The following is a 23,269-nucleotide window of genomic DNA, read 5'->3' as shown; positions in this document are numbered from 1 at the left end:
AATCCTGCAAACCTTCGTAAGCTTTTTTGTGCTGCTTTTAAACCGTTTTTTTTCGGCGATGAAAACCCAAACATATAAATTAGTGGTTTGCGGCAACAAGCAAATCCAAATCTTTACAGGGGATGCCAAAGCGTTCGCCCATATGCTTGTTGGTGAGGTGGCCCTGGTAAATATACACCGCATTGCGTATGCCCGATTTTTTCCAGATAACATTCTTTAGGCCGCCCTGCTCACCTATATCCAATAATATAGGCGCGAAAATATTGGTAAGTGCATAGGTAGCCGTGCGCGCCACGCGTGAGGCGATATTTGGCACACAGTAGTGTATAACGTCATATTTCCTGAACACCGGGTTGGTGTGGTTGGTCACTTCTGATGTTTCGAAGCAGCCTCCCTGGTCTATGCTTACATCTATGATAACCGAATTGGGTTTCATTTTGCTCACAGTAGCTTCAGATACCAGGCAAGGGCTACGGCCATCGTCGGCACGCATGGCGCCAATAACTACATCACATCCCGTAACAGCTTTCTCCAATACGATTGGCTGTATCACCGAAGTAAATATGCGGCTGCCGATATTATTCTGCAAACGACGCAGTTTATAGATAGATGGATCGAAAACTTTGACCTCGGCACCCAGCGAAATAGCCGTGCGCGCAGCATATTCGCCAACAGTGCCCGCGCCCAAAATCACGATCTCGGTTGGTGGTACGCCGGTTATGCCACCCAACATTAGCCCTTTGCCGCCGAAGATATTGCTCAGGTATTCGGCCGCTATCAGGATGGATGTAGCACCCACTATCTCGCTCATCGCACGTACTACGGTAAGCGTGCCGCCCTCGTCTTCAATATTCTCGAAACAAATGGCGGTGATTTTTTTGGCTAATAAAGCGTGCAGGCATTCGGGCTGCAGTGTAGAAACCTGTAAAGCAGAGATTAATAATTGCCCCGGCCTCATCATAGCAATCTCAGCGATAGTAGGCGGCGCTATCTTGATGATGATATCGGCTTCGTAAACGCGTTTGGTATCGTACACAATCTGGGCACCCTGTTCGCTGTAGTTATTATCAGAAAAGTTGGCTGCCTGGCCGGCATTGCTCTCTAAAAGCACATCGTGGCCGTTGTTTACCAGCAACGCTACCGAAAGCGGGGTAAGCGGAATGCGGTTCTCCTGGAACGAAATTTCCTTGGGGATGCCGATGTACAGTTTGTTCTTTTTGCTTTTAACCTCCAGCATCGATTCCTGGGGTTGCAACAGTGCCTGGCGGGCAACATCAGAAAAGCCGCTATATTTTCCTGAACTCATTTTATCTTATTTTCCGGATGATGAAGATAAGAAAAACAACGGGTTAAAGCATCAAATGTTTTCCACAGTTATCTGCCGCGCGCCTTCTTCGGTAACGGCTATGCGGATGCCGGTATATTGGTCGGGTATCAGCCCGGCAATTTTCTCGGGCCACTCTATAAAGCAGTAATTGTCGGAAAAGAAATACTCTTCATAGCCCATATCCAGCGCTTCGCCCTGTTCTTTCAGGCGATAAAAATCGAAATGGTAAACGGGGCCATCGGTGCCGGCATATTCGTTTACGATAGAAAAGGTGGGGCTGGTAACCTCATCTGTTACGCCCAGCGATGCACAAAGCGTTTTGATAAGCGTAGTTTTGCCCGCACCCATATCGCCATAAAACAAAAATATCTTATTGATGCCGGCGTATTGCAGTATCCCGGGCGCTGCGCCTGCCAGTTCTTCGAGGGTGTTGATGTGGATATCCATTACTTTCTCTTTAAACCGTCATTGCGAGGAACGAAGCAATCCCGAAGCCTCACCCTGCCCTCTCCAAAGGAGAGGGTTCTCTGTTAAAGTCCTCTCCTTTGGAGAGGATTTAGGTGACGCTAAATAGCTGTTCCTCGCAATGACGCTTGGGGAATGTGGTTACTTATTTCCTATTTAGGCCCGTAAGTTACTATCGGGATAATCATTTCTTCCAGCGAGATGCCACCATGCTGGAAGGTCTCGTTATAAAAATTAACAAAGTGGTTATAGTTATTCGGATAAACGAAATAGCTATCGCCTTTGGCAAACACAAAGCTGCTGCTTACATGCAACTTGGGCAGCATGGCATCGTGCGGGTTGCGTATATGGAACACCTCCTTGGCGTTGTAATTAAGGTTTTTGCCTTGTTTATAGCGCAGGTTAGTGTTGGTGTTACGGTCGCCGATGATTTTGCTCGGGTTCTTTACCTTGATGGTACCATGATCCGTTGTGATGATAACCCTCACCTGTTTAGATGCCAAAAACTTCAGCAGATCGAACAGCGGCGAATGCTCGAACCAGGATAAAGTCAACGAGCGATAAGCAGCGTCGTCGCTGGCCAGTTCACGTATCATCTGCATATCGGTGCGGGCGTGGCTCAGCATATCTACAAAGTTGTAAACCACCACGTTCAAATCGTTTTGCATCAGGTTGTTTACAGATTCGTTCAGCGCGCGGCCTTCGTCTATATTCAATATCTTATGGTATGAGTGCTTTATGTCGCGCCTTAACACGCGTTTTAGCTGGTCGGCAATAAAATCTGCCTCAAACAGGTTCTTGCCGCCTTCGTCCTCATCGTTCTGCCACATGCCGGGGTAGCGTTTCTCCATATCCAACGGCATCAGGCCCGAGAATATGGCATTGCGCGCGTACTGTGTGGCGGTTGGTAAAATACTGTAGTAAGTATCTTCTTCTTCCAGCCTGAAGTACTCTGATATGATGGGGTTGATGATCTTGAACTGATCGTAACGTAGGTTATCAATCAATATAAAGAAAACCGGCCCGTTGCCATCAAGCTTAGGGAATACTTTCTTTTTGAACAACTGCGGCGACGAGGTAGGTGCGGTATCGGGGTTTTTAATCCAATCGAGGTAGTTGCGCTCTACGAATTTGCAGAACTGCACATTGGCCTCTGCTTTTTGCAGGGTTAGTATCTCGTGCATCCCGGCATCCTCCAGGGTTTCCAGCTCCAGCTCCCAGTATATAAGTTTCTTGTACACATCTACCCATTCCTGGTGGCTCAGGTTATCGTTCAGCGTCATGCCCAGCGTGCGGAAATCCATCTGGTAGGCCATGGTGGTTTTCTCGGTTACCAGGCGCTTGTTCTCAGTAAGTTTTTTGATGGTCAGCTGTATCTGCTTGGGGTGCACCGGCTTAATGAGGTAATCGTCGATCTTAGAGCCAATGGCATCCTCCATCAGGTACTCTTCCTCGTTCTTAGTTATCAAAACAATAGGCACATCGCTGCGGATATTCTTTATTTGCTGTAAGGTCTCCAGCCCGGTTAGGCCGGGCATATTTTCATCCAGGAAAACCAGGTCGAAGTATTGTTTTTTGAATTCGTCTAAAGCGTCGTGGCCATTGGTTACGGTGGTAACTTTGTAGCCCTTTTCGGTCAAGAACATGATATGCGGCTTCAACAAGTCAATCTCGTCGTCGGCCCACAATATGGAGGTATCTTGCATAATATATCTAATTTTACCCCTCTATAACCCCGGGGTAGTATAATTTGTTGTAAAATTATACAAAGGTTTAACATATATTAACACTAGCATGGTGCTTGTTTTGTCATAATTAGGCACTTTTGCATACTATAACGCCGCATTGAACAAAAAGAAGATTATAAACGACCCCGTGTACGGGTTCATCAGCATACCGAGCGATCTGGTTTTCGACCTCATCGAACACCCTTACTTCCAGCGGCTCAGGTATATCAAGCAACTGGGCATGACGCATTTGGTGTACCCCGGTGCATTGCATACCCGTTTCCATCATGCTATTGGGGCCATGCACCTTATGGGTACCGCTATAGAAACCCTTTGCAATAAAGGCTGCACCATCACTGCGGAAGAAAAAGAGGGCCTGCTGATAGCCATCCTGCTGCACGATATTGGCCACGGCCCTTTCTCGCATGCGCTGGAGCAAACCATCATAGAGGGCATCGACCACGAACATATCTCCATTTTGCTGATGGATAAGCTGAACCGGCAATTCGACGGGCAGCTTTCGCTGGCGATAGAGATATTCAAGGGTACTTATCATAAAAAATTCATGCATCAACTGGTATCCAGCCAACTGGATATGGATAGGATGGATTACCTTAACCGCGACAGTTTCTTCACCGGCGTATCTGAAGGGGTTATCAGTTCTGACCGTATCATCAAGATGCTGAACGTGAAAGACGATAACGTTACCGTAGAGGAAAAGGGCATCTATTCGATAGAGAAATTCCTGATAGCCCGCCGCCTGATGTACTGGCAGGTGTACCTGCACAAAACCGTTATAGCGGCAGAACAGTTGCTTTGCAAGATATTCAACCGCAGCCGCGAACTGGCGCTTTTGGGTCAAAAGTTCAATATCACCCCCGCGCTTAGCCACTTTTTAGATAACATTATCCCCCGCGAGGCCTTTGCCGGCGAAAGCATACACCTGGATATTTTTGCGAAACTGGACGATACCGATGTAATGGCTGCCGTAAAGGTGTGGGCCGATAGCAGCGATTTGGTGCTGAGTACCCTGTGCAATAACTTTATTCAGCGCAAGCTTTTCCATGTGGATATGGCATCTACCCCGCCCGATGAGGAGTTTGTAGCCGGGCTAAGGCGCAAGGCTGCGGCCATGTATAATAATATTACCGAGGAGGAAGCTGGCTATTTTGTTTTTACCGACGTAATACGCAACAACGCCTACAACAAAGGTGATGGCAACATACAAATATTGATGAAGAACGGTGCAATAACGGATATTGCCCTGGCCAGCGACAACAGCAACCTTGAGGCATTAACCAAAACCGTAAAAAAATATATACTTTGCTACAGTAAAGGGCTTGTCTGAACTCGAATTAAACGAATTTAAGGAATGGGCAGAATTAAAATGCCAATCCAAAAGCAATTCTGTTAATTCGCTTAATTCCTTAAAACTCGAGTTCATAAAAAATGGGTAATGTTAATAGGGCATAAACAAAACGTAAAATAAACATAAATTTGCAGGATGCAATTTACCGCTAAGGACATAGCCTTTATGCTAAACGGAACTGTTGAAGGCGACCCGCTTGCGGCCGTTAGCCAGCTCGCTAAAATAGAAGAGGCGCAACAAGGTTCGTTATCCTTTTTGGCCAATCCAAAATATGAGCAGTATTTGTACACTACAAATGCATCTATTGTTATCATTAATAACAGCCAGCAAATAACCGGGCCGGTAAGGGCATCGCTAATACGGGTGGAGAATGCCTACAGCGCTTTTACCCTGCTGCTGGAACAATACAACACGCTTAAATTAAATAAAAAAGGCATAGAGCAACCCTCATTCATCCACCCCTCGGCACAAATTGGCCAGGATGCGTACGTAGGTGCTTTCGCCTATATCAGCCAAAATGTAAAATTGGGAAATAACTGTAAAGTGTACCCAAATTGCTACATTGCAGATAATGTAACCCTTGGCGATAATGTTACTTTATTCCCTGGTGTTACGGTTTATTTTGATTGTGTTATAGGCAACAATGTTATTATCCACTCGGGCTCAATAATCGGCAGCGATGGTTTCGGCTTTGCGCCAAAACCGGATGGCACCTACAACAAAATACCGCAGATAGGTAATGTAATTATTGAGGATGATGTGGAGATAGGCTCTAATACCACTATCGATAGGGCCACTATGGGCTCTACCATTATACATAAGGGTACCAAGCTGGATAACCTGGTACAGATAGCCCATAATGTGGAGATTGGGGAAAACACGGTTATCGCCGCCCAAACCGGTATTGCCGGCAGCACCAAATTAGAGAACAATGTGATGCTTGGCGGGCAGGTGGGTGTTGTAGGCCATATCAGCATAGCAAAGGGCACGCAGGTGCAGGCGCAATCGGGTGTTAGCCGCCCTATAAAGCGAGAAGGGCAAAAATGGGGCGGTTCGCCGGCTTTGTTATACGGCGACAATATGCGGTCGAATGTAGTGGTAAGCCGCCTGCCCGAATTAGAAAAGAGAGTTTTAGAATTAGAAAAGATAATTACGGAATTAAGGAAGAACGTTCATTAGTTTTTCTGGTTCATTAGTTCACTGGATCATTAGTTCATTAGTGCCAATGTGGCAACCGGACTATCGACCAAAACAACCAATGAACCAATGATCCAATGAACCAATGAACTACATAAGATGAATGTAAAACAAAGAACTATTAAAGAGCCTGTTTCTGTTTCGGGCACAGGGCTGCACACCGGCGAGTTTGTTACGCTTACCTTTAACCCCGCGCCGGAGAAACACGGTTACAAATTCCGCAGGGTAGATTTACCCGGGCAACCCATCATCGATGCCGATTGCGACAACGTAACTGATACCTCGCGCGGCACCACGCTCACCCAAAACGGCGCAAGTGTAAGCACTGTGGAGCACGTGCTGGCTGCAATGGTTGGTTTGGAGATAGATAACGTGCTGATAGATATTAGCGGCCCCGAAATGCCGATAATGGACGGTAGTTCGATACAATTCATAGATGCCATAGAGGCCACAGGCTTTACCGAGCAGGAGGCCGACCGCGAGTATTACCACATACCTTACAATATACACTACACCGAACCCGACCGCAAGGTAGAAATGGTGGCTATGCCTTTAGATACCGATTATAGGTTTACTTGTATGGTTGATTATAACTCGCAGGTTTTAGGTAGCCAGCATGCTACTATATCGGCTATCAGTGAGTTTAAAAAGGAAATAGCATCCAGCCGCACTTTCTGCTTTTTGCACGAATTAGAGGCTTTGCTTAAGCACGACCTGATAAAAGGCGGAGACCTGAACAACGCCATTGTGGTTGTTGATAAAGATGTAGACGAAGAAGAGCTTGCCCACCTGGCCAAACTGTTCAACCGCAAGGATATCAGCGTAGCACCGCAGGGGATATTGAACAACATAGAACTGCGCCACCAGAACGAGCCGGCACGCCATAAGCTGCTTGATATGATAGGCGATTTGGCACTGGTTGGTGTTCCGTTGAAAGGGCATATTATGGCCGCAAGGCCGGGCCACGCCGCAAACGTTGCCTTTGCTAAAAAGATAAAAACGCTTATTAAAAAAGAGCGCAGCCGCAAACATGTAAAGGTGTACGATCCAAACATGACACCCGTTTACGATACGGTGCAGATAATGAATATACTGCCTCACCGCCCGCCATTGTTGTTGATAGATAAGATATTAGAGCTATCAAAGACGCATGTGGTAGGTTTAAAAGCCGTTACCATGAACGAGCCGTTTTTTGTTGGCCATTTCCCGGGAGCGCCCGTAATGCCGGGGGTTTTGCAGATAGAGGCCATGGCACAAACAGGCGGTATTTTGGTGCTGAACACCGTACCCGACCCGGAGAACTGGCTTACGCTGTTCCTGAAGATAGAAAACGCCAGGTTTAAAGACAAGGTTTTGCCTGGTAGTACGTTAATATTCCGTTGCGACCTGGTTGCGCCCATACGCCGCGGTATTGCGCAGATGAAAGGCATAGGCATGGTTGGCGAAAAGATTGTGGTAGAGGCCGAGCTAATGGCACAAATAGTAAAATATAAATAGAAGCATGATACAGCCCTTAGCATATATACACCCCCAGGCCAAAATTGCAGACAACGTAGTTATTGAGCCTTTCGTAACCATCCATAAAGACGTGGAGATTGGCGAAGGTACCTGGGTGGGTTCCAATTCGGTGATAATGGATGGCGCACGCATCGGCAAAAACTGTCGTATTTTCCCGGGCGCGGTTGTATCTGCCCCACCACAGGATTTGAAATACAAAGGCGAGCCAAGCACCGTTACCGTTGGCGATAACACCGTTATCCGTGAATGCGTAACTCTTAACCGCGGCACCGCCTTAGATAAAAACACCACCACCATAGGCAGCAACTGCCTATTGATGGCTTATGTGCACGTAGCGCACGATTGCGTTATAGGCGATAACGTTATCATAGCCAATGCCGTACAACTGGCGGGCCACATTAATGTGTACGATTACGCGTTCATTGGTGGCACCTCTGCCGTGCATCAATTCGTAGAGATCGGCGCGCACAGTATGATATCGGGCGGATCGCTGGTACGTAAAGATGTGCCGCCTTTCACCAAAGCCGGCCGCGAGCCATTATCTTATATCGGCATCAACTCGGTTGGCTTACGCCGCAGGGGATTTTCGGCAGCTACCATCAACGAGATACAGGAGATATACCGTATCATTTTCCTCAAAAAATACAACATGACCAAGGCTTTGGACATCATCGAAGCCGAGTTTAACCCAACCGTTGAGCGCGACGAGATAATCAACTTCGTACAAAACTCACAGCGTGGTATCATGAAGGGTTTTGGGAGTATCTAAATAGCGGATGGTTCATAGTTGATGGTTCATGGCAGAGAAGAAAAAGGAGCTTACTATGAACTATCACCCATGAACTATAAACCAACAAATGAACATCTCGCTCAAAAACATAGGCCGCAGGTTTAACCGCGAATGGATATTCAAGGGGATTGATTATACTTTTGCCGATAGGGAAAGTTACGCCATTCTGGGCGCTAATGGTTCGGGGAAATCAACCTTGCTGCAGGTGTTGAACGGAAGTTTGGCACCATCTGCCGGAGATTTGGCTTACACCTACAACGACAAGTCCGTGGAGGCAGAAAATGTATTCACTTACCTTAGCCTTGCCGCGCCCTACCTGGAGTTGATAGAAGATTTCAGCCTGAGCGAAATCATCGATTTCCATTTTAAATTCAAAAACTACAAACCGGGGCTTGATAAACAGGCCGTTGCTGATACGCTGGGCCTGGCGGGCAGTCGCAACAAGCTTGTCAAATATTTTTCATCTGGCATGAAACAGCGGCTTAAACTGGCCCTTGCGTTCTGCTCGGATACCCCCATGCTGATGCTTGACGAACCAACCTCCAACCTCGATACCCAGGGCATCGATTGGTACCTGGGCCTCATAGAGCAATACAGCACTGGCCGCCTCACCATCATCTGCTCTAACCAGGAGCACGAATACAGCTTCTGCAAAAACAAGCTCAGCATTGCCGATTATAAGGCTTAAGGTCCAAACCCAACTGCTACCGATTATCTCTAATAAATAGCTTTGTGCGTTTGGTGCCCACGAAATCGCAAATCTTTGCGCGCTTTGCGGTTAAATCCAGAACGCTATAAACAAAAAAGGGGCGCAATAGCGCCCCCTTTTTATAAACACGTTCGATGTATGGTTATAGCTCTTCGTCGTGCTGGCTCATATCCAGACCAGCTAGTTCGTCGGCTTCAGATACACGCAACTTGCTTATCATATCGGTTACCTTCAATAACAGAAGAGACCCGAAGAAAGCAAATGCCGATACCGATACTAAAGCCACCACATGTTTAACAAATAAGGCGGTTTCGCCGTAGGCCAAACCTTCTGCACCAAAGCTGTTAACGCTTTTGGTTGCGAAGATACCGGTCATCAGCATACCTACCATACCACCAACACCATGGCAAGGGAAAACATCCAGCGTATCATCGATGTTTGTTTTAGAGCGCCATATAACTACCAAATTACTTACCACAGCAGCAACAATACCTACTATTAATGAGCTTGATACGGTGATGAAGCCGGCAGCTGGGGTTACAGCAACCAAACCTACTACCGCACCAATACAAGCACCCATTGCAGAAGGCTTTTTGCCTCTCAAAATATCAAAAAATATCCATGACATGGCCGCAGCAGCCGAAGCTGTTGTTGTAGTTGCCAAAGCTGTAGCAGCCAGTTCGCCCGAACCTAATGCAGAACCTGCATTGAAACCGAACCAACCGAACCAAAGCAAACCTGTACCTAATATTACGTAGCTGATACGCGCAGGAGTGTGCGCTTCTTCTACTTTATTACGTTGCTTAAGGTAAAGAGCCGAAGCCAAAGCTGCCCAACCAGCGCTCATGTGTACCACGGTACCGCCGGCAAAGTCTAACACGCCGTATTTAAAGAAAATACCATCCGGGTGCCAGGTAGCGTGCGCTAACGGGATGTAGATAATAACGATGAAAAGCGTAATGAAGATAAGGTAAGAGTTAAAGCGGATACGTTCTGCAAATGCACCGGTAATTAACGCAGGTGTAATAACCGCGAATTTTAACTGGAACATGGCGAACAGGATAACCGGGATGCCGGGTGCTGCTGCCCATGCCACGCCAAGCGTGTTCTGCATCATGAAGAATGATTTAGGGTCGCCAATGATACCCCATCCCTTAACATCATCGCCGAAAGCCATGCTGAAACCGAATACTACCCAGATGATAGTGATAAGGCCCATACAAACAAAGCTTTGCAGCATAGTAGAAATTACGTTTTTCTTGCGCACCATGCCGCCGTAAAAGAAGGCAAGACCCGGTGTCATTAATAATACAAGCGCGGTAGAGATAAGCAACCAGGCAATATCGGCACCAACGTAGGTTGTTGCGGGTTTAGCGGCAGCTACGTTGCCCGGGAACATAAAGGCCAGGATAACTACGATTACGAGTATGCCGAATGGTACAATTTTTTTCATTTTGTTGTCGTGATAAGTGATTAAATTAAAATAGTCGGGGCGCCCTGGTGGTGGGCGTTAAACAAGAGTGGAAACAATAACGGCATGCCATTCCTTGGTACTTCCTTTCGGGCCCTTTCATATACGAAGGGGTTATCGGTAAATATCAATCAGGAATAGCGGCAGTTTTTTGCTCCAAATTTAACCTTACCAAAAGGAGTGGTACGGGAACAACATTAGCTTGGTTAGCCGCTCAATAGCTAAATCATGCCAATGGTAATCGCTTTTCAGGTATAAGAAACCTGAATTTAAAATGGTAATCGCGTCGCCGGATAAAGACTGGAAACGGATTTTGTTGGTTTGGAAACTCCTTACACGGCTTTTAAGGTAAAAAGCTGCGCTGATACTTCGCCTCTCTTGGTTTTGCCTGTAATTTGTAAGAGAATCTATAGAAGATGTTTCCTTTTGTTCGAAAAAAGGAAGAGAAAGCAGAAAAAATGCCTCGAATAGCAAGAAAAAAGTTAAAATATGTCTATATTTCCTTAGAGGCATAATCTAAAAGTAGAATAATAAAATGAAAATGACAAAAAAAATGACAATTTTTTATTATTTCTTTTTAAAAAGCATCATTCGTTGCCATTTTTACTAAAATAACTACGCAAACCGTAGGATATATTGACAAAAGCGCATTATATCTGCCCGTTTTATCAAAAAATCACAGGCGAAAAGATATGGGAACAGAAAAGTACTTTAAAATAATTCGAGCTGGCCGGAGGGGCCCTTTTCTCTTATTTCCGGGGCGGAAAAGTTAGAAACCGTTATACCCAGCAACCGCACGCTGCTATCATCCACATCCGTGGCGCGCAGCAGGCTTTTGGATGTAGTAGCAATGGTGTGCAAATCATCCAGCCCATCCGGGAATGATTGGCTGCGCGTTATCTGCCTGAAATCGCTGTATTTTACTTTCAGCGTTATGGTGCGGCCCTTCAGTTCGTGCTTTACAAGCCGCTGATGTACCAACAGGGCAATCTTGTCCAGCTCGGCTTCCATTTCATCTAATGCGCTAAGGTCGTACAGGAAAGTGTCTTCGGCGCTTACAGATTTGGTTTCGCGGTGAGGCTGCACTTCGCGCTCATCAATGCCTCTTACTATATTATAATAAAAGGCCCCAGCCTTGCCAAAGTGACGGATTATATGCTCCAGGGTAAGCTGCTTAAGGTCGGCCCCGGTAAACAGGCCCAGTTTTTTCATCTTATCGGCCGTTACCTTGCCCACACCCCAGAATTTCTCGACCGGTAATTTTTCTATGAACGATGCCAGCGACGAGGGGCCGATGAACGTAAGGCCATCCGGCTTTTGCATATCAGAGGCTATTTTGGCCACGAATTTATTTACCGATACGCCCGCTGAAGCAGTGAGGCCAAGCTCATCTTTTATGGCTTGTTTTATGGCTTTGGCAATATCTATAGCCGAGCCTATGCCAAGTTTATCTTCGGTGACATCCAGGTAGGCCTCATCCAGGGAAAGCGGCTCTATCAAATCGGTGTACCGGCTAAATATCTCACGGATATGCTGCGATACCTCTTTATACGCCGCGAACCTGGGCCTTACGAAGATGGCATGCGGGCAAAGCTGCAAAGCCCTTCTGCTCGACATAGCCGAACGCACGCCGAATTTACGCGCCTCGTAACTTGCCGTAGCCACTACGCCGCGAGCATCGGGCGAGCCACCAACCACCAGGGGCTTGCCGCGGTATTCGGGATTGTCGCGCTGCTCTACCGACGCGTAAAAGGCATCCATATCTATATGGATAATCTTACGTCGGGGCTGCGCTTGTTTTTCTTCCACCTGTAATGCCGGGTAAACGAATTAAATCTGTGTTCTTTGGCGTAAAATTAAAACACAAATACCGCAAAGATTCCATAACGGGGATATTAAATACTAAAGCTATTCTTGCCGCCCTTCAGCGGATAGCTTTTACCTTTCCATATCAATAAGCCATCTGTACGCATCGGTAAATTTATCGTAATGGCCCATTTACTGCCCTTTTTGACGTAATCAACAGCAACCACGCCGTTGGGGTGCGGTATCTCTCCGCCGGCATTCACCATTTTACCCAGGTGCGGCTCTATCTTTATTTTGCTGAAGCCCGGGGCATAGCTATCTATCCCCAGCACCGTTCGGAAGAACTCGATATTGGGACTGGCTCCCCAGGCGTGGCAATCGCTGCGGTTATGCTCCAGGTCGGATATTTCCGCCCAGGTAGTCAGGCCCATCTTGATGTTGTCGCGCCAAACATCCAGCCAATCCATGTAATCATTCCCCAGACCGCCTTTTACCAATGCCTGGTGTAGGTAGTATTTAAAGTAAATGGTGCATTTCACCAGGTTGCTGTCGGTCGCTATTTTTTTTGCCAGGGGAGCAGTGTTTGCGCCCGCTACACCGCTCAGGATAGCCAACGCATTGGTATGTTGCGAGTAAGTGAGCTTGTCGCCTGCATCGGCGTAAAAACCTTTGGTTGTATCCCAATACTTGCGTTGAATCGTTGCCTTTAATTTAGCAGCGGCGGCGCGGTATTGTTGCGCATACACCGGCATGCCTATTTTGGCCTCCATTTCGGCTGCCTGCTGGTAGGTCCATAGCAGTTGCATATCCAGCATAGCCGAGTTGCCGTTGGCATCCTTAGGCGGCTGGCCAAAATCCCAGCCTTTGGTGCCCACCCAATCTACAAAACGCCAGTAGGGTGGGTTTTTAAGCGAGCCATCTGCCTGTTGATACCGGGCGAAGAAAGCCAGCACCTGCCGCGTACCATCGAGTTTTTCTTTTACGAAGGCCTCGTCGTTGCGGTACATCCAATAATCGTGCAGCATGCTGATGTACCAGAGCGAGAAGGTAGATATAATTTGCGGACTAAACGATGGGTGCCTGCTCAGCGTAATTCCCTCCGCCAGGCGCGAATGGTCCATTTGGTTGAGGGCGTTGCGGGCCAGCCGGTCGTCGCCGGTATTGTAATAGGAAACGAGGGCCTGTATGCGCCCGTCGCCTATGTATTGCAGCTGCTCGTAATAGGGGCAATCGAAATAGGTTTCCACGGCGCAGGAGCGGGCGGTGCGAAAACCGATATCCAGCATTTGCTGCAGTTCTGGATTGCCGGCGTTCAATTTGGCCTTGAATTTAAAGGGATAGCCGGTAAAGGTGCCGTAGATATCGTTAATGGTCAGCGGCTCATCTTTAGTAGAGATATTCACCAAAATGTAGCGATAGGTGCGGAAAGCCAGCGTAGTGAAGCTTTGGCTAACCGAGCCATTAGAAATGATGCTATCCTTTCGGCCAACGAATTTGTAGCCATCCACATCGTTGCGGTTAGGTTTTACGATTTGATAGGTATTGCCCACGTTTTTCATAGGCGATTCGCAATAGGTGAAGGAGATACCGGCATTATCACCCCCGCTAAAATTTAGGCTGAGGTAGGCGTTGGTAAGGAAGGACTGGTCTAACAGCAGCGAAGCTTTGGTATTGGCCGGAATGGTAAGCGGCGCGGTACCTGAGAGGAAAGTCGCGGGGACGTTAACACCGCTCGCCTTGCGCACTGCCATCAACCGTTGTTGTTTCAATTCCATTTGCGGTAAGGATGAGGGTACCAGCATCCAGCCGAAAGCATTGGTGATGCCTTTGGGGTTTCCCCTGTCTATTTTTTGGGCGTTGAGCCAACCATTATCGCTATCCTGCCAGTTTTTGACGGATTTGTGCATATCCACCAGTTCGCCGGGGCCGGCAACGTAATAGGTGCTATAGCCTACACCTAATACAGGTTTATAGGCATCGTTGCGGATGCATTTCCAGCTGTTATCGGTGTTCAATACTTCTTCTATGCCGGTATCGCCTTGCAAAATAAAGGCGGTTTGCTGCGATATCTGCGCTTCGGGGCGGTATTCGCCATCGTTCCACACTTCGGCCGCGATGGTGTTTTTGCCGCCGATTAAGTATGGGGCAATATCCACAGTTTCGTAGTTCCAGTAATAAGTATCGCCACGGGCGGGTCCAAGGGATACGAGCGTATGGTTTACGTATAGTTTATACCGGTTATCTGCCGATACATGCACCACGAACTTCGCCGGCTTGGTGGGCAAATCCACAGACTTGCTGAAATAATAAACGCCGTAGCCCTGCGCCGGCTGGCTGGGCACAGTTATCCAGGAGGCTTTCCATGGGTTTGCTAACAGCACGGGGTTGATATTTTGCGCAGGCGCGGTTAAGCACAGTGCAGTACATGCCAGTGCCAGCAGAGTTGTATGGATACGTTTCATTGTTGCGGATAGGATGATAACAGGTTCACTAAAGGTAAAAATTTCGGCAACAAAAAAGGCGCGATAACTCGCGCCCTAAATATTTAATTGTTTATTGGAATCCCTATTTCACGCTCTTCCTTTGTACGATGAAGTACCCCGCTATAAAAACCACTACCGATACGGCCACCGCAACGAATACGTCTTTAGTGAATATATCTATCGCAATGTCCTGGGCGGGCCCCCTTTTGTTTTTGAACATACTACTTAAGGCTACCATAGGGTGCGCATAGGGCAGAGTATAAGCATACTCCCAATCTTTGGAAGCTGCTGTGATACCAACAATGGTAAGTATGAAACCAATGCCCATCGGCTTCAAAAAATCGCTCCAGAGGAGGCTCATCAAAAACTGAATAGAAAGGATGCCTAACGACGAAAGGAACAGCTTGAAGTACACCTGCGTAAGCACCCATTCCAGATGGTAAGTATTGAATTTAAGCTCGGGTTTCAGCAGGCTTAGCAGATTGCCGAAGCCGATAGTGAACAGCACGAACAAGGCCAGGCACAATAAAATCAGGAAAACCGCGTAAGCAAACTTTGCCCCGTAAACCGACCAGCGCGAAATAGGCAGGCTGAACAGCGTTTTCCAGGTATCGGCCTTATGCTCTAAGTTGTTTACAGAATAGGCAATAAATATGGTGTACATCGGTAACAGCAGGGTGCCCATTACGCCCAGGCTTACCAACGCGAATTGCAGCCACAGCATCATGCCGGGCATCGCCACGAATTTCTCGCTCTTGAAGTAAAAGATAGATAAAGCCAACAGGCTTATCAAAAATGGCAGTATAATGGCTCCCCAGAAACCGGCGGTTTTGCGGCTCTTGTAAAACTCCGACCGGAACGATAGTAAAAATCCTTTCATGTCTTTTCTGGTTAATTGCTTTTGGTTATAGACAGGAACAGGTTCTCCAGGTCTTTATGTTGTTTGTTGATGGCGAAAACCGTGATGCCGTTTTGGTTAAGTAGCCCGTTTACGGTACCCATTTGCTGTTTAGATATAAATGGTACGGTGAGGCTATCGTTGTTCACGTTTGCTACCTCGTAACGGTTGCGTTTCAGCAGGTTTGCTGCATCAACCACGTTATCGGTTTCAATGTAAATCATGGGCTGGCTTATGGCTTCCAAATCCTTGATATCTCCCTGGAAAAGCAGTTCGCCATTGTTGATGATACCTACGTGCGTGGCCATCTTCTCTATCTCGGCCAGCAGGTGGCTGCTGATGAATACTGTTGTTTTGTGTTCGCGTGTTAAACGCACCAGCAATTCGCGTATTTCGATGATACCGTTCGGGTCGAGACCATTGGTGGGCTCATCCAGTATCAAAAGCTTAGGGTTACTTAATAGTGCCAGCGCAATACCCAGGCGTTGTTTCATCCCAAGCGAATACTGGCCGGCCTTTTTGCCGGCGGCATTGCTTAGCTTTACCAGCGCCAGCATCTCATCTACGCGGGCATCGCTTACGCCCAACAACATAGCGCGGTTAAGCAGGTTTTCGCGGCCCGTCATGTGAGCGTATATAGCGGGTTGCTCTATCAACGAACCAATTTCTGATAATATGGCTATGCGGTTGGTTTGCAGCTCTTTCTCGAAAACAAAAATGCTGCCCTCGTCTGTCTTTAACAGATTAAGCAGCATTTTGATGGTGGTGGTCTTCCCGGCGCCGTTTGGGCCTAAAAACCCGTATATACTTCCTTCCGGAACTTGTAACGATAACGATTTAACAACCTGCTGGCTGCCAAAGCTGAACGATAACGCCTCGGTACGAATTACCATACGTTCTCTTTGCTTACAGATACAACTGTTTTTACTAAGCTTATGCCTTTTACGAAAAGCGATTTGGCTTGTGCGGCAGATGCATGCGCGGCTGTAAATTCTTGTGTTTTTTGTTCAAACTGGTAGCTAACCCCCATCACTATGGCAAAAAGCACTGGTGCTAATAATAAGATGAATGGGTTTGAATTTGAAACTAACTTTTTCATTGTCGTGATTGTTTTGATAGTACAAAGGAATACTAAATAACTTGCCTGCTAAAATCAATTAGACCAACAGGCAAGAATTGTAGATGAACGCCTTTTTACGGCCCGCGGCCCGTTCATCGGTCATAAATGCCCGTTCGTCGAAAAAATGCGCTTGCGGTTGTAATCCGCGGGCGTTTTTGGCATCAAAATGCTACTTTAGGCACAGTGGAAACTGTTTATATGGCATGAAAAAGAACTGGCAAATATTCTGGCATGCGTTTTTTTGGGTGAGTGTGATCTCGTTCTTCATGTTTGTGGTGTATAGCGGTGGAAAAAGCACGCTGTATAACTTATTCGTGATTTTTGTAATCTTTGGCGGGGTAAACATAGGGCTGTTCTACCTTAACTACCTCGATTTTATCCCCCGCTTTTTAGATAAAAAGAAGTATTGGCAATTCGTGGTCACCGTTATAGTGGCGGTTGTTGTTTTCGGTGTTGCCAAGTATGGGTTGGCATTGCTGTTTAAGCCTATTATTCTGGTTCGCATGAAAAAGGAGATAAGCTTTTGGCAGTACTTCGAGAGCACTGTGTTCGCCAGCATCATCTTTATATTCCTCAGCACGGTATTCCGGTTTTCAGTAGACTGGTTCCTGAACGAGCGTATCCAGCGCGACCTGGAGAACCAGCGCCTCAGCGCCGAGCTATCCTTTCTTAAATCGCAGATAAACCCGCATTTCCTGTTCAACTCGCTCAACAGCATTTATTCGCTGGCCTACCAGAAATCAGATACCACGCCCGAGGCCATCCTTAAGCTATCCGAGATTATGCGGTACATGCTTTACGAGTGCAACGATAATAAGGTAGAGCTAAGCAAAGAACTGCAATACCTGCAAAACTATATCGATTTGCAGAAGATACGTTTCGGCAATAAGGCTTTCATCAATTACGAGGTACATGGCGAGGTTACCAATCAGCATATCGTGCCGCTACTGCTGATATCTTTTATAGAGAACGCCTTTAAGCATGGGGTAGCAAACGACCCGGCATCGCCCATAGTACTGAAGATAAATCTGAGCGACAGCCACCTATATTTCTTTGTGCAGAACAAGAAGCACTCGCATAACCGCGACGCATCAGGCGGCATTGGCCTTATCAACGTAAGGCGGCGGCTTGATTTGTTGTACCCCTATAAATATAATTTAGAAATACGCGACGAAGCAGACACCTACACTGTACAATTATCCTTAGTTTTATAACCATGATCAGATGCCTTGTAGTTGACGATGAGCCCCTGGCCCTCCATATACTCGAAGATTATATCTCCAAAATACCTTTCCTGAAATTGATAAAGGCCACAACCAACCCTATAGAGGCCCTAACCATGGTGCAGGATGGCGGCATTGACCTGGTTTTTTTGGATGTGCAGATGCCCGAGCTTACCGGCATACAATTCCTCAAAATATCCAACGGCAAAACAAAGGTAATACTGTGCACTGCCTACCCGCAATACGCGCTAGAAGGTTATGAGCTGGATGTGATAGATTACCTGCTGAAGCCCATCGCTTTCGACAGGTTTTTTAAATCGGTACAGAAGGCGCAAACGGTGATTGCCCCGGCCGCAAAGCCCGCAGCAGCACCAGAACCCACCAAGCAGGACGACTTCATGAGCGATTTCATCTTCGTGAAAACCGAGCATAAGATACAGAAGGTGTACCTGCACGATATCTTGTTTATAGAAGGGCTTAAGGATTACATCTCCATCTTCACCCCGGCCGAGCGCATTATTACGCTACAAGGCATGAAAAAAATGGAAGATGCGCTGCCCGAACGCCATTTTATGCGCGTACATAAATCATACATTGTTGCGCTAAACAAAATCGACAGCATAGAACGCAGCCGCATCTTCATAGGCGACAAGGTAATACCCGTTGGCGATACCTACCGCGAAGATTTCTTTAAGATAATTGACGGGAAGAATATTTAAACCCTCTATGATTTTTGTCCAGTTTTATTTTATAGAAATGTTGGACAAAACCGAGTGAAATCGGGCAGGCCCCGGGAAAACATACATGCCGATTTTCCCCCTCGACGCTGGCTTAAATTTGCTAAAACGCCTTAAAAAATCTGTGTTTTTCTGCGTTTTTCGGAGTTTTTAATGCTTTTTTATGGCTTTTTCTTTGCAGGCATCAAAGGGCCAAATTTGCATGGAATGTCTGTTTTCGCCTAAATAAGGTGCTTTTGAGGTCGCAAAAATTTCCAGCTTTTTCTAATAAATCGCATCGGATTAGCTGTGGTTTTCCAGGAAATTCCAACGCAAAACGCCCTGCCGGCAATAGAGTGGGCAGGGCGTTTTGCGTATTTAAAAGGGCTGTTAATTAAAGCTTACCCCGGTATAACTTGCGTTGATGACGATTTTGTTTGATGAACCGTTGCTGCCAACGTAGCCTTTGTAGCTTTTGGTTGATGACCAGCCCCTGTCCTCATCAGATGGCGATTTTGAGGTTACCTTTACCCTGTCGTCATCGTAGTTGAAGCTTCCGAATTTGGTAGTTACGTCAAAGTTAAAGTTTTCCAGCTGTTTAAAATCGAAACTTATTTTGGTGAACTGCGCATCTACATTAATGGCTTTCACGGTTTTATCTATCGTGCCTATCCTGAACCCGTCGCCATATTTCACGGTTACGTCTGCCGAGCCTTTAAGCCTGTCGATACTGATGCCTCCAAATTTGATCTTGGCATCTACATTGTTTGCAGCCCCCAATTTTAACTTGGTAAACGACACGCTGATCTTTCCGCTATTAAAAGAGCTAACAGAAGAGTTTCCATCTCCAAACCGCAGGTCAATCTCGTTTTGAGCGTTTGATAGTTGCCCGGCAACTAAGCTGCCGTAAGATACTTTTGCAAACACCTTGCCCGAAAGATCCGGCAGGATAACCGCACCAAACTTATTATCGATATCGATAGAGTTGCCGGCAGGCATGTACACAGTATAGTTTATTTCGATGCTTTGGTGCCTGCTGCTACGGTTACCACCATTATCGTACAATTTTGTGCGGAACGACACCATAGAGCCCACCTTGCTATCCTCGATGCTCGATCCGTTTATCATGTCGTTTACCGCATCTGCATCATCCGAGCCGAATTTCATCTGCACATCTACCTTAAACTCGTTTTTGGCCCAGGTATTCACCGTAATTTTGCCGAAGCTGTTGTTTATCTGCAAAACATCGTTGGCGTCTACGCTGTAGGTTTTGCTGTAGTTTTTTATCTTTTCTACCTGGTCGCCGGTGTTCACCGTGCTGCTGTATCCGCTGCTATCGGTACTAAAGCTCATGTTGCGATAGCTGCCCGAATCGGGCACCATGCCCATAAAGCTACCTGAGAAATTCTTACCGAAATCTACGCTGAAGTTCTTGCCGAAATCTTTCCCAAAATCCTTACCAAATTCTTTAAAGTCCTTACCGAAGTTTTTAAACTTCATTTTGAACTGTTTGTTGAATTTTTTAGAGGCCATGGCCAGTTTCTGCTGGCTTTTATCCATACGCAGTTTGGTCATTTGTTTCTGCAGTTTGCTCATTTGCTTTTGCAGGTCGGCCATCTGTTTTTGGAAGCCCTTATCGCCGATCTGTTCGGTTTGCGGCGTAGCGGTTTGCGGCATAGCCGATGTTGACTGCGCAAAAGCTACTGTGCTTAAGGCAATGCCTGCAATTAATGCAAACATCCGGCTGTTAAATATCTTTAGTTCCATTTTGTTGTTGCTTTTTGCTTTGGTTAAATTGTTCTATCACACTCAATTGCTGATTAAGCACCTCCGATTGTACCTGCAAGTTCCGGATCATTGCACGTAAAACACGTTCCTGGTTAGGGCTGGTGGCTAAATCTGTACTTAGTTTTTTATAGTTGGCCTGCATTTTGGCCAGTTCGTTGCTAAACTCGTTGTAAAGCTGCGGATCGAATTTGGCTACCTGCTTCAGCTCTATTTTCCTGGTTTCTATCAGCGATGCGTATTGCGCCTGCTGTTTGGCATAGGTTGGGTTAATGCTCTTTAGGTCCACCTCGGCGGTTTGGCCGTTGCTGTTTTTTTGGCTTTGCACATATACGCCGAAACCTATACCCATAACCACTATTATCATGGCGGCTACCCTTAGCACGAAGCCAAGGGAGAATGTTTTGGCTTCCCGCTTTTTTGGCAGTTGCTCAGCCTCCCAGGCATCCAGTTCTTTTGAGATGTTGTCCCATATACCGGCGCGGGGTACCAGGTCATCAAATTCTTCCCTGTTATCGCCGATAAAATCTTCCAAACGCTTGCTCATTTTGTTATTCCTTTCCTAATTAGTATCTCGTTCAATTTCCTTTTTGCCCTCAGGAACTGCGTCCTCGAGGTGTTTTCTGTGATGCCTAATACCTGGCCAATTTCTTCGTGATCATACCCCTCTAATAAGTAGAGCGATAATACCACCCGGTAGCCATCGGGCAACTCTTTCATGGCATCCTTTACCTGTGCCACCTTATATTGTACATCGTCGTCGTTCCAGGGCTCTTCGTCGGCTACGTTATCCAAATGGCCGTCTTCTATCTCTACCAGTTCCAGCTTGCGCTTGCGCAGCAGGTTTATAGAGCGGTGCACCACGATCTGTTTTAGCCAAAGCCCGAAGGTGGTCTCCTGCCTAAAATCTTTCAGCCGGTTAAACGCATCGGTAAAAGCTTCCTGCAGCACGTCTTCGGCCTCGCCAATGTTGCCCACTATCCTAAAGGCAATGTTCAGCATCGCTTTAGAATATAGTTTGTACAACTCGAAACAGGCTTTCTTGCTTCCCTGCTTACACTCAACTACCAGTTGATAATGCTTATCTACAAATACAGCTTCCAATTAATTTTGTGAGGTTTCAAGTTAAATGACGCGGGGTATTTTGCAACGTTGCATACAAGATTAAAAAAATACACGATTTATCGATTTTTTGATTAACACGATAAAATAAAGAGGAATTTTATTCGTTACCGGCGACTTTAACACGATTTAAGGATTGAAAGATTAAGCAGGATTAAAATGGTAGGGATGATGAGGCGCAGATAATCCTATCAAATCCATTAATCCTTAAATCCTGTTAAAATATCCCCGCAAATAATCCTGTCAAATCGCTTAATCCTTAAATCCTGTCTGGTCGTGTCTAAATCGTGTTTGCAAGGTAATTATCTATAGCCTCAACAGCATTATCATACCTGTCTTCTCCTGTGCCGGTTATCAAAACATAATTGGCATGCAGTTCTGTAAGTTCCTTGTACCATACATCCATAAAGTGCTCGCGCATGTGCGGGAAATCGCGCAGGGGATCATCTTCCCACGGGAGGTCGATAGCCAACAGCAAGTACAGGTCGTAAGGATGTTTGGGCAATTCTTCAAGCACCACCAGCGGAGATTTGCCGAAAGAATAATCGCTCCAGATTTTTACGGTGATGAACGTGGTATCGCAGATGAGCAGCTTGTTGGCCTGCGGCAGTATTTCTGCCTCCAGGGCCAGCTGGCCCTCAAACATGTTTATCTCATCCTGCCAGGTGGGCGGGGCGGTAAGTTTTTCGCAATAGCCGCGGGCAAACTCGGGCACCCAGGCGGTTTTGTAGTGTTGCGCCAAAAACTTCGACATGGTAGATTTCCCCGTAGATTCGGGCCCAACCACGGCTATTTTTATGATATCGGATGTCGGATGTTCGATCTCGGATTTTTCCATTAGCTATTCTAAATTCTGCTCCCCCTTCAGGGAAATGCGGGGATTTTTATATTGCTTATTCCAATCGATATGCCCTTTATATGCAATAATAAGCAAAACCACATAAAGCAAAGCCGTAAGATAAAGGCTCTTGTATAGGTAAAGCGGCACGTAGCAGGCATCTACAAACACCCACATAGCCCAGTTTTGCAGCACTTTACGCGTCATCAATAATTGTGCAACAAAACTTATAGCCGTGCAGCAGCCATCTATATAGGGCACATTGGTAGGTGTAAATTTATCTAATACCAGGCCAAGCACAAGCGCAAGGCTAATGGTTGCAAGGGCGGTGAATGCCAGTTCTTTGGTAGTTAAGCTTGTAATTGGTTTTTCGTCCTTTTCAATCTTTTTGAGCCAGAAGTACCAACCGTAAACGCTGGTGCTCAAAAAATACATTTGCAGCGCAGCATCGCCATATAATTGGTTTTTGTAGAAAACGATGGTGTATGCCAGCACGCTGATGATAGCTACACTCCAGTTCCAGATGCTTTGCTTTGCTGCCAGATAAACGCATGCCGCGCCTGTAACTGCACCCACCCATTCTAACAAGGTAGTATTCCTTATTTCCTGAATCAGTTGCTGGCCTACGGACAAGCTTGATGCGTGCATGCTGTAAATATAGGTTTTTGTATGAAAGACATCGTCATTGCGAGGAAAGCGAAGCTC

21 protein-coding genes are annotated in these 23,269 nt (G+C 46.5%); 7 read left to right on the top strand and 14 right to left on the bottom strand.

Annotated elements, in window-relative coordinates:
- Window positions 1-79: 79 nt before the first annotated feature.
- From AC1DXC_RS04345 to porX, 3 genes are all read right to left on the bottom strand, one after another.
- Window positions 80-1,306, bottom strand: a complete 1,227-nt coding sequence (locus AC1DXC_RS04345; RefSeq protein WP_477457912.1) for an alanine dehydrogenase — start codon at window positions 1,304-1,306, stop codon at window positions 80-82.
- A gap of 51 nt (window positions 1,307-1,357) precedes the next feature.
- Complete coding sequence (gene tsaE, locus AC1DXC_RS04340) at window positions 1,358-1,774, bottom strand: tRNA (adenosine(37)-N6)-threonylcarbamoyltransferase complex ATPase subunit type 1 TsaE (RefSeq protein ID WP_477457911.1); 417 nt, start codon at window positions 1,772-1,774, stop codon at window positions 1,358-1,360.
- Window positions 1,775-1,944: 170 nt separating this feature from the next.
- Window positions 1,945-3,498, bottom strand: a complete 1,554-nt coding sequence (gene porX / locus AC1DXC_RS04335) for a T9SS response regulator signal transducer PorX (protein WP_477457910.1) — start codon at window positions 3,496-3,498, stop codon at window positions 1,945-1,947.
- 139 nt (window positions 3,499-3,637) lie between these two features.
- Here porX and AC1DXC_RS04330 point away from each other — a divergent pair, with 139 nt between their 5' ends.
- The 5 genes from AC1DXC_RS04330 (at window position 3,638) to AC1DXC_RS04310 (ending at window position 9,081) form a co-directional block, all read left to right on the top strand.
- A complete protein-coding gene (locus AC1DXC_RS04330) occupies window positions 3,638-4,867 on the top strand; it encodes an HD domain-containing protein (protein WP_477457909.1) in 1,230 nt (409 codons plus the stop codon).
- Between the two features lie 156 nt (window positions 4,868-5,023).
- Window positions 5,024-6,067, top strand: coding sequence for a UDP-3-O-(3-hydroxymyristoyl)glucosamine N-acyltransferase (lpxD, locus tag AC1DXC_RS04325; protein ID WP_477457908.1), 1,044 nt, complete (start codon window positions 5,024-5,026; stop codon window positions 6,065-6,067).
- Window positions 6,068-6,184: 117 nt separating this feature from the next.
- The gene (locus AC1DXC_RS04320; protein WP_477457907.1) at window positions 6,185-7,582 is read left to right on the top strand and encodes a bifunctional UDP-3-O-[3-hydroxymyristoyl] N-acetylglucosamine deacetylase/3-hydroxyacyl-ACP dehydratase; all 1,398 of its coding nucleotides are present in this window, start codon (window positions 6,185-6,187) and stop codon (window positions 7,580-7,582) included.
- 4 nt (window positions 7,583-7,586) lie between these two features.
- The gene (lpxA, locus tag AC1DXC_RS04315; RefSeq protein ID WP_133226287.1) at window positions 7,587-8,372 is read left to right on the top strand and encodes an acyl-ACP--UDP-N-acetylglucosamine O-acyltransferase; all 786 of its coding nucleotides are present in this window, start codon (window positions 7,587-7,589) and stop codon (window positions 8,370-8,372) included.
- Between the two features lie 88 nt (window positions 8,373-8,460).
- A complete protein-coding gene (locus AC1DXC_RS04310; RefSeq protein WP_477457906.1) occupies window positions 8,461-9,081 on the top strand; it encodes an ABC transporter ATP-binding protein in 621 nt (206 codons plus the stop codon).
- A 163-nt stretch (window positions 9,082-9,244) separates the two neighbouring features.
- On the opposite strand, the gene AC1DXC_RS04305 is transcribed toward AC1DXC_RS04310, so the two are convergent.
- The 6 genes from AC1DXC_RS04305 to AC1DXC_RS04280 all read right to left on the bottom strand — a co-directional run bounded on the left by AC1DXC_RS04305 (window position 9,245) and on the right by AC1DXC_RS04280 (window position 16,859).
- Window positions 9,245-10,555 carry an ammonium transporter gene (locus AC1DXC_RS04305; RefSeq protein WP_477457905.1) on the bottom strand — a complete coding sequence of 437 codons (1,311 nt, stop codon included), beginning with the start codon at window positions 10,553-10,555 and terminating at the stop codon, window positions 9,245-9,247.
- Between the two features lie 729 nt (window positions 10,556-11,284).
- Window positions 11,285-12,382 carry a DNA polymerase IV gene (dinB, locus tag AC1DXC_RS04300; protein ID WP_477457904.1) on the bottom strand — a complete coding sequence of 366 codons (1,098 nt, stop codon included), beginning with the start codon at window positions 12,380-12,382 and terminating at the stop codon, window positions 11,285-11,287.
- A gap of 86 nt (window positions 12,383-12,468) precedes the next feature.
- Window positions 12,469-14,841: an alpha-L-rhamnosidase-related protein gene (locus tag AC1DXC_RS04295; protein WP_477457903.1), complete on the bottom strand. Its 2,373-nt coding sequence runs from the start codon at window positions 14,839-14,841 to the stop codon at window positions 12,469-12,471.
- A gap of 103 nt (window positions 14,842-14,944) precedes the next feature.
- Window positions 14,945-15,742: an ABC transporter permease gene (locus AC1DXC_RS04290; protein WP_477457902.1), complete on the bottom strand. Its 798-nt coding sequence runs from the start codon at window positions 15,740-15,742 to the stop codon at window positions 14,945-14,947.
- A gap of 11 nt (window positions 15,743-15,753) precedes the next feature.
- On the bottom strand, window positions 15,754-16,653 hold the full coding sequence (locus AC1DXC_RS04285) for an ABC transporter ATP-binding protein (protein ID WP_477457901.1): 900 nt from the start codon (window positions 16,651-16,653) through the stop codon (window positions 15,754-15,756).
- The gene (locus tag AC1DXC_RS04280) at window positions 16,647-16,859 is read right to left on the bottom strand and encodes a hypothetical protein (protein ID WP_477457900.1); all 213 of its coding nucleotides are present in this window, start codon (window positions 16,857-16,859) and stop codon (window positions 16,647-16,649) included. The genes AC1DXC_RS04285 and AC1DXC_RS04280 overlap by 7 nt, the downstream gene beginning before the upstream one ends.
- Before the next feature lie 224 nt (window positions 16,860-17,083).
- Here AC1DXC_RS04280 and AC1DXC_RS04275 point away from each other — a divergent pair, with 224 nt between their 5' ends.
- Together AC1DXC_RS04275 and AC1DXC_RS04270 are read left to right on the top strand one after the other, a co-directional pair.
- Window positions 17,084-18,094, top strand: coding sequence for a sensor histidine kinase (locus AC1DXC_RS04275; RefSeq protein WP_477457899.1), 1,011 nt, complete (start codon window positions 17,084-17,086; stop codon window positions 18,092-18,094).
- A 2-nt stretch (window positions 18,095-18,096) separates the two neighbouring features.
- Window positions 18,097-18,822, top strand: coding sequence for a LytR/AlgR family response regulator transcription factor (locus AC1DXC_RS04270; protein WP_477457898.1), 726 nt, complete (start codon window positions 18,097-18,099; stop codon window positions 18,820-18,822).
- A gap of 387 nt (window positions 18,823-19,209) precedes the next feature.
- Here AC1DXC_RS04270 and AC1DXC_RS04265 read toward each other — a convergent pair whose 3' ends face one another.
- From AC1DXC_RS04265 to pnuC, 5 genes are all read right to left on the bottom strand, one after another.
- On the bottom strand, window positions 19,210-20,586 hold the full coding sequence (locus AC1DXC_RS04265) for a hypothetical protein (RefSeq protein WP_477457897.1): 1,377 nt from the start codon (window positions 20,584-20,586) through the stop codon (window positions 19,210-19,212).
- On the bottom strand, window positions 20,567-21,151 hold the full coding sequence (locus AC1DXC_RS04260; RefSeq protein WP_477457896.1) for a hypothetical protein: 585 nt from the start codon (window positions 21,149-21,151) through the stop codon (window positions 20,567-20,569). The genes AC1DXC_RS04265 and AC1DXC_RS04260 overlap by 20 nt, the downstream gene beginning before the upstream one ends.
- Window positions 21,148-21,708, bottom strand: a complete 561-nt coding sequence (locus AC1DXC_RS04255) for an RNA polymerase sigma factor (RefSeq protein ID WP_477457895.1) — start codon at window positions 21,706-21,708, stop codon at window positions 21,148-21,150. The genes AC1DXC_RS04260 and AC1DXC_RS04255 overlap by 4 nt, the downstream gene beginning before the upstream one ends.
- Window positions 21,709-22,006: 298 nt before the next feature.
- The gene (locus AC1DXC_RS04250; protein WP_477457894.1) at window positions 22,007-22,564 is read right to left on the bottom strand and encodes an AAA family ATPase; all 558 of its coding nucleotides are present in this window, start codon (window positions 22,562-22,564) and stop codon (window positions 22,007-22,009) included.
- Between the two features lie 3 nt (window positions 22,565-22,567).
- Window positions 22,568-23,212, bottom strand: a complete 645-nt coding sequence (pnuC, locus tag AC1DXC_RS04245) for a nicotinamide riboside transporter PnuC (protein WP_477457893.1) — start codon at window positions 23,210-23,212, stop codon at window positions 22,568-22,570.
- Between the last annotated feature and the right edge of the window lie 57 nt (window positions 23,213-23,269).

The organism is Mucilaginibacter sp. P2_D11, from assembly GCF_056404435.1.
This window is presented reverse-complemented; position numbering and strand designations above follow the sequence as displayed.

What these genes read in the sequence shown, in the direction of transcription:
- AC1DXC_RS04345 (WP_477457912.1), bottom strand. Translation starts at nt 1,306, where the DNA reads ATGAGTTCAGGAAAATATAGCGGCTTTTCTGATGTTGCCCGCCAGGCA.
- tsaE (WP_477457911.1), bottom strand. Translation starts at nt 1,774, where the DNA reads ATGGATATCCACATCAACACCCTCGAAGAACTGGCAGGCGCAGCGCCC.
- porX (WP_477457910.1), bottom strand. Translation starts at nt 3,498, where the DNA reads ATGCAAGATACCTCCATATTGTGGGCCGACGACGAGATTGACTTGTTG.
- lpxD (WP_477457908.1), top strand. Translation starts at nt 5,024, where the DNA reads ATGCAATTTACCGCTAAGGACATAGCCTTTATGCTAAACGGAACTGTT.
- AC1DXC_RS04320 (WP_477457907.1), top strand. Translation starts at nt 6,185, where the DNA reads ATGAATGTAAAACAAAGAACTATTAAAGAGCCTGTTTCTGTTTCGGGC.
- lpxA (WP_133226287.1), top strand. Translation starts at nt 7,587, where the DNA reads ATGATACAGCCCTTAGCATATATACACCCCCAGGCCAAAATTGCAGAC.
- AC1DXC_RS04310 (WP_477457906.1), top strand. Translation starts at nt 8,461, where the DNA reads ATGAACATCTCGCTCAAAAACATAGGCCGCAGGTTTAACCGCGAATGG.
- AC1DXC_RS04305 (WP_477457905.1), bottom strand. Translation starts at nt 10,555, where the DNA reads ATGAAAAAAATTGTACCATTCGGCATACTCGTAATCGTAGTTATCCTG.
- AC1DXC_RS04295 (WP_477457903.1), bottom strand. Translation starts at nt 14,841, where the DNA reads ATGAAACGTATCCATACAACTCTGCTGGCACTGGCATGTACTGCACTG.
- AC1DXC_RS04290 (WP_477457902.1), bottom strand. Translation starts at nt 15,742, where the DNA reads ATGAAAGGATTTTTACTATCGTTCCGGTCGGAGTTTTACAAGAGCCGC.
- AC1DXC_RS04285 (WP_477457901.1), bottom strand. Translation starts at nt 16,653, where the DNA reads ATGGTAATTCGTACCGAGGCGTTATCGTTCAGCTTTGGCAGCCAGCAG.
- AC1DXC_RS04280 (WP_477457900.1), bottom strand. Translation starts at nt 16,859, where the DNA reads ATGAAAAAGTTAGTTTCAAATTCAAACCCATTCATCTTATTATTAGCA.
- AC1DXC_RS04275 (WP_477457899.1), top strand. Translation starts at nt 17,084, where the DNA reads ATGAAAAAGAACTGGCAAATATTCTGGCATGCGTTTTTTTGGGTGAGT.
- AC1DXC_RS04270 (WP_477457898.1), top strand. Translation starts at nt 18,097, where the DNA reads ATGATCAGATGCCTTGTAGTTGACGATGAGCCCCTGGCCCTCCATATA.
- AC1DXC_RS04265 (WP_477457897.1), bottom strand. Translation starts at nt 20,586, where the DNA reads ATGGAACTAAAGATATTTAACAGCCGGATGTTTGCATTAATTGCAGGC.
- AC1DXC_RS04260 (WP_477457896.1), bottom strand. Translation starts at nt 21,151, where the DNA reads ATGAGCAAGCGTTTGGAAGATTTTATCGGCGATAACAGGGAAGAATTT.
- AC1DXC_RS04250 (WP_477457894.1), bottom strand. Translation starts at nt 22,564, where the DNA reads ATGGAAAAATCCGAGATCGAACATCCGACATCCGATATCATAAAAATA.
- pnuC (WP_477457893.1), bottom strand. Translation starts at nt 23,212, where the DNA reads ATGCACGCATCAAGCTTGTCCGTAGGCCAGCAACTGATTCAGGAAATA.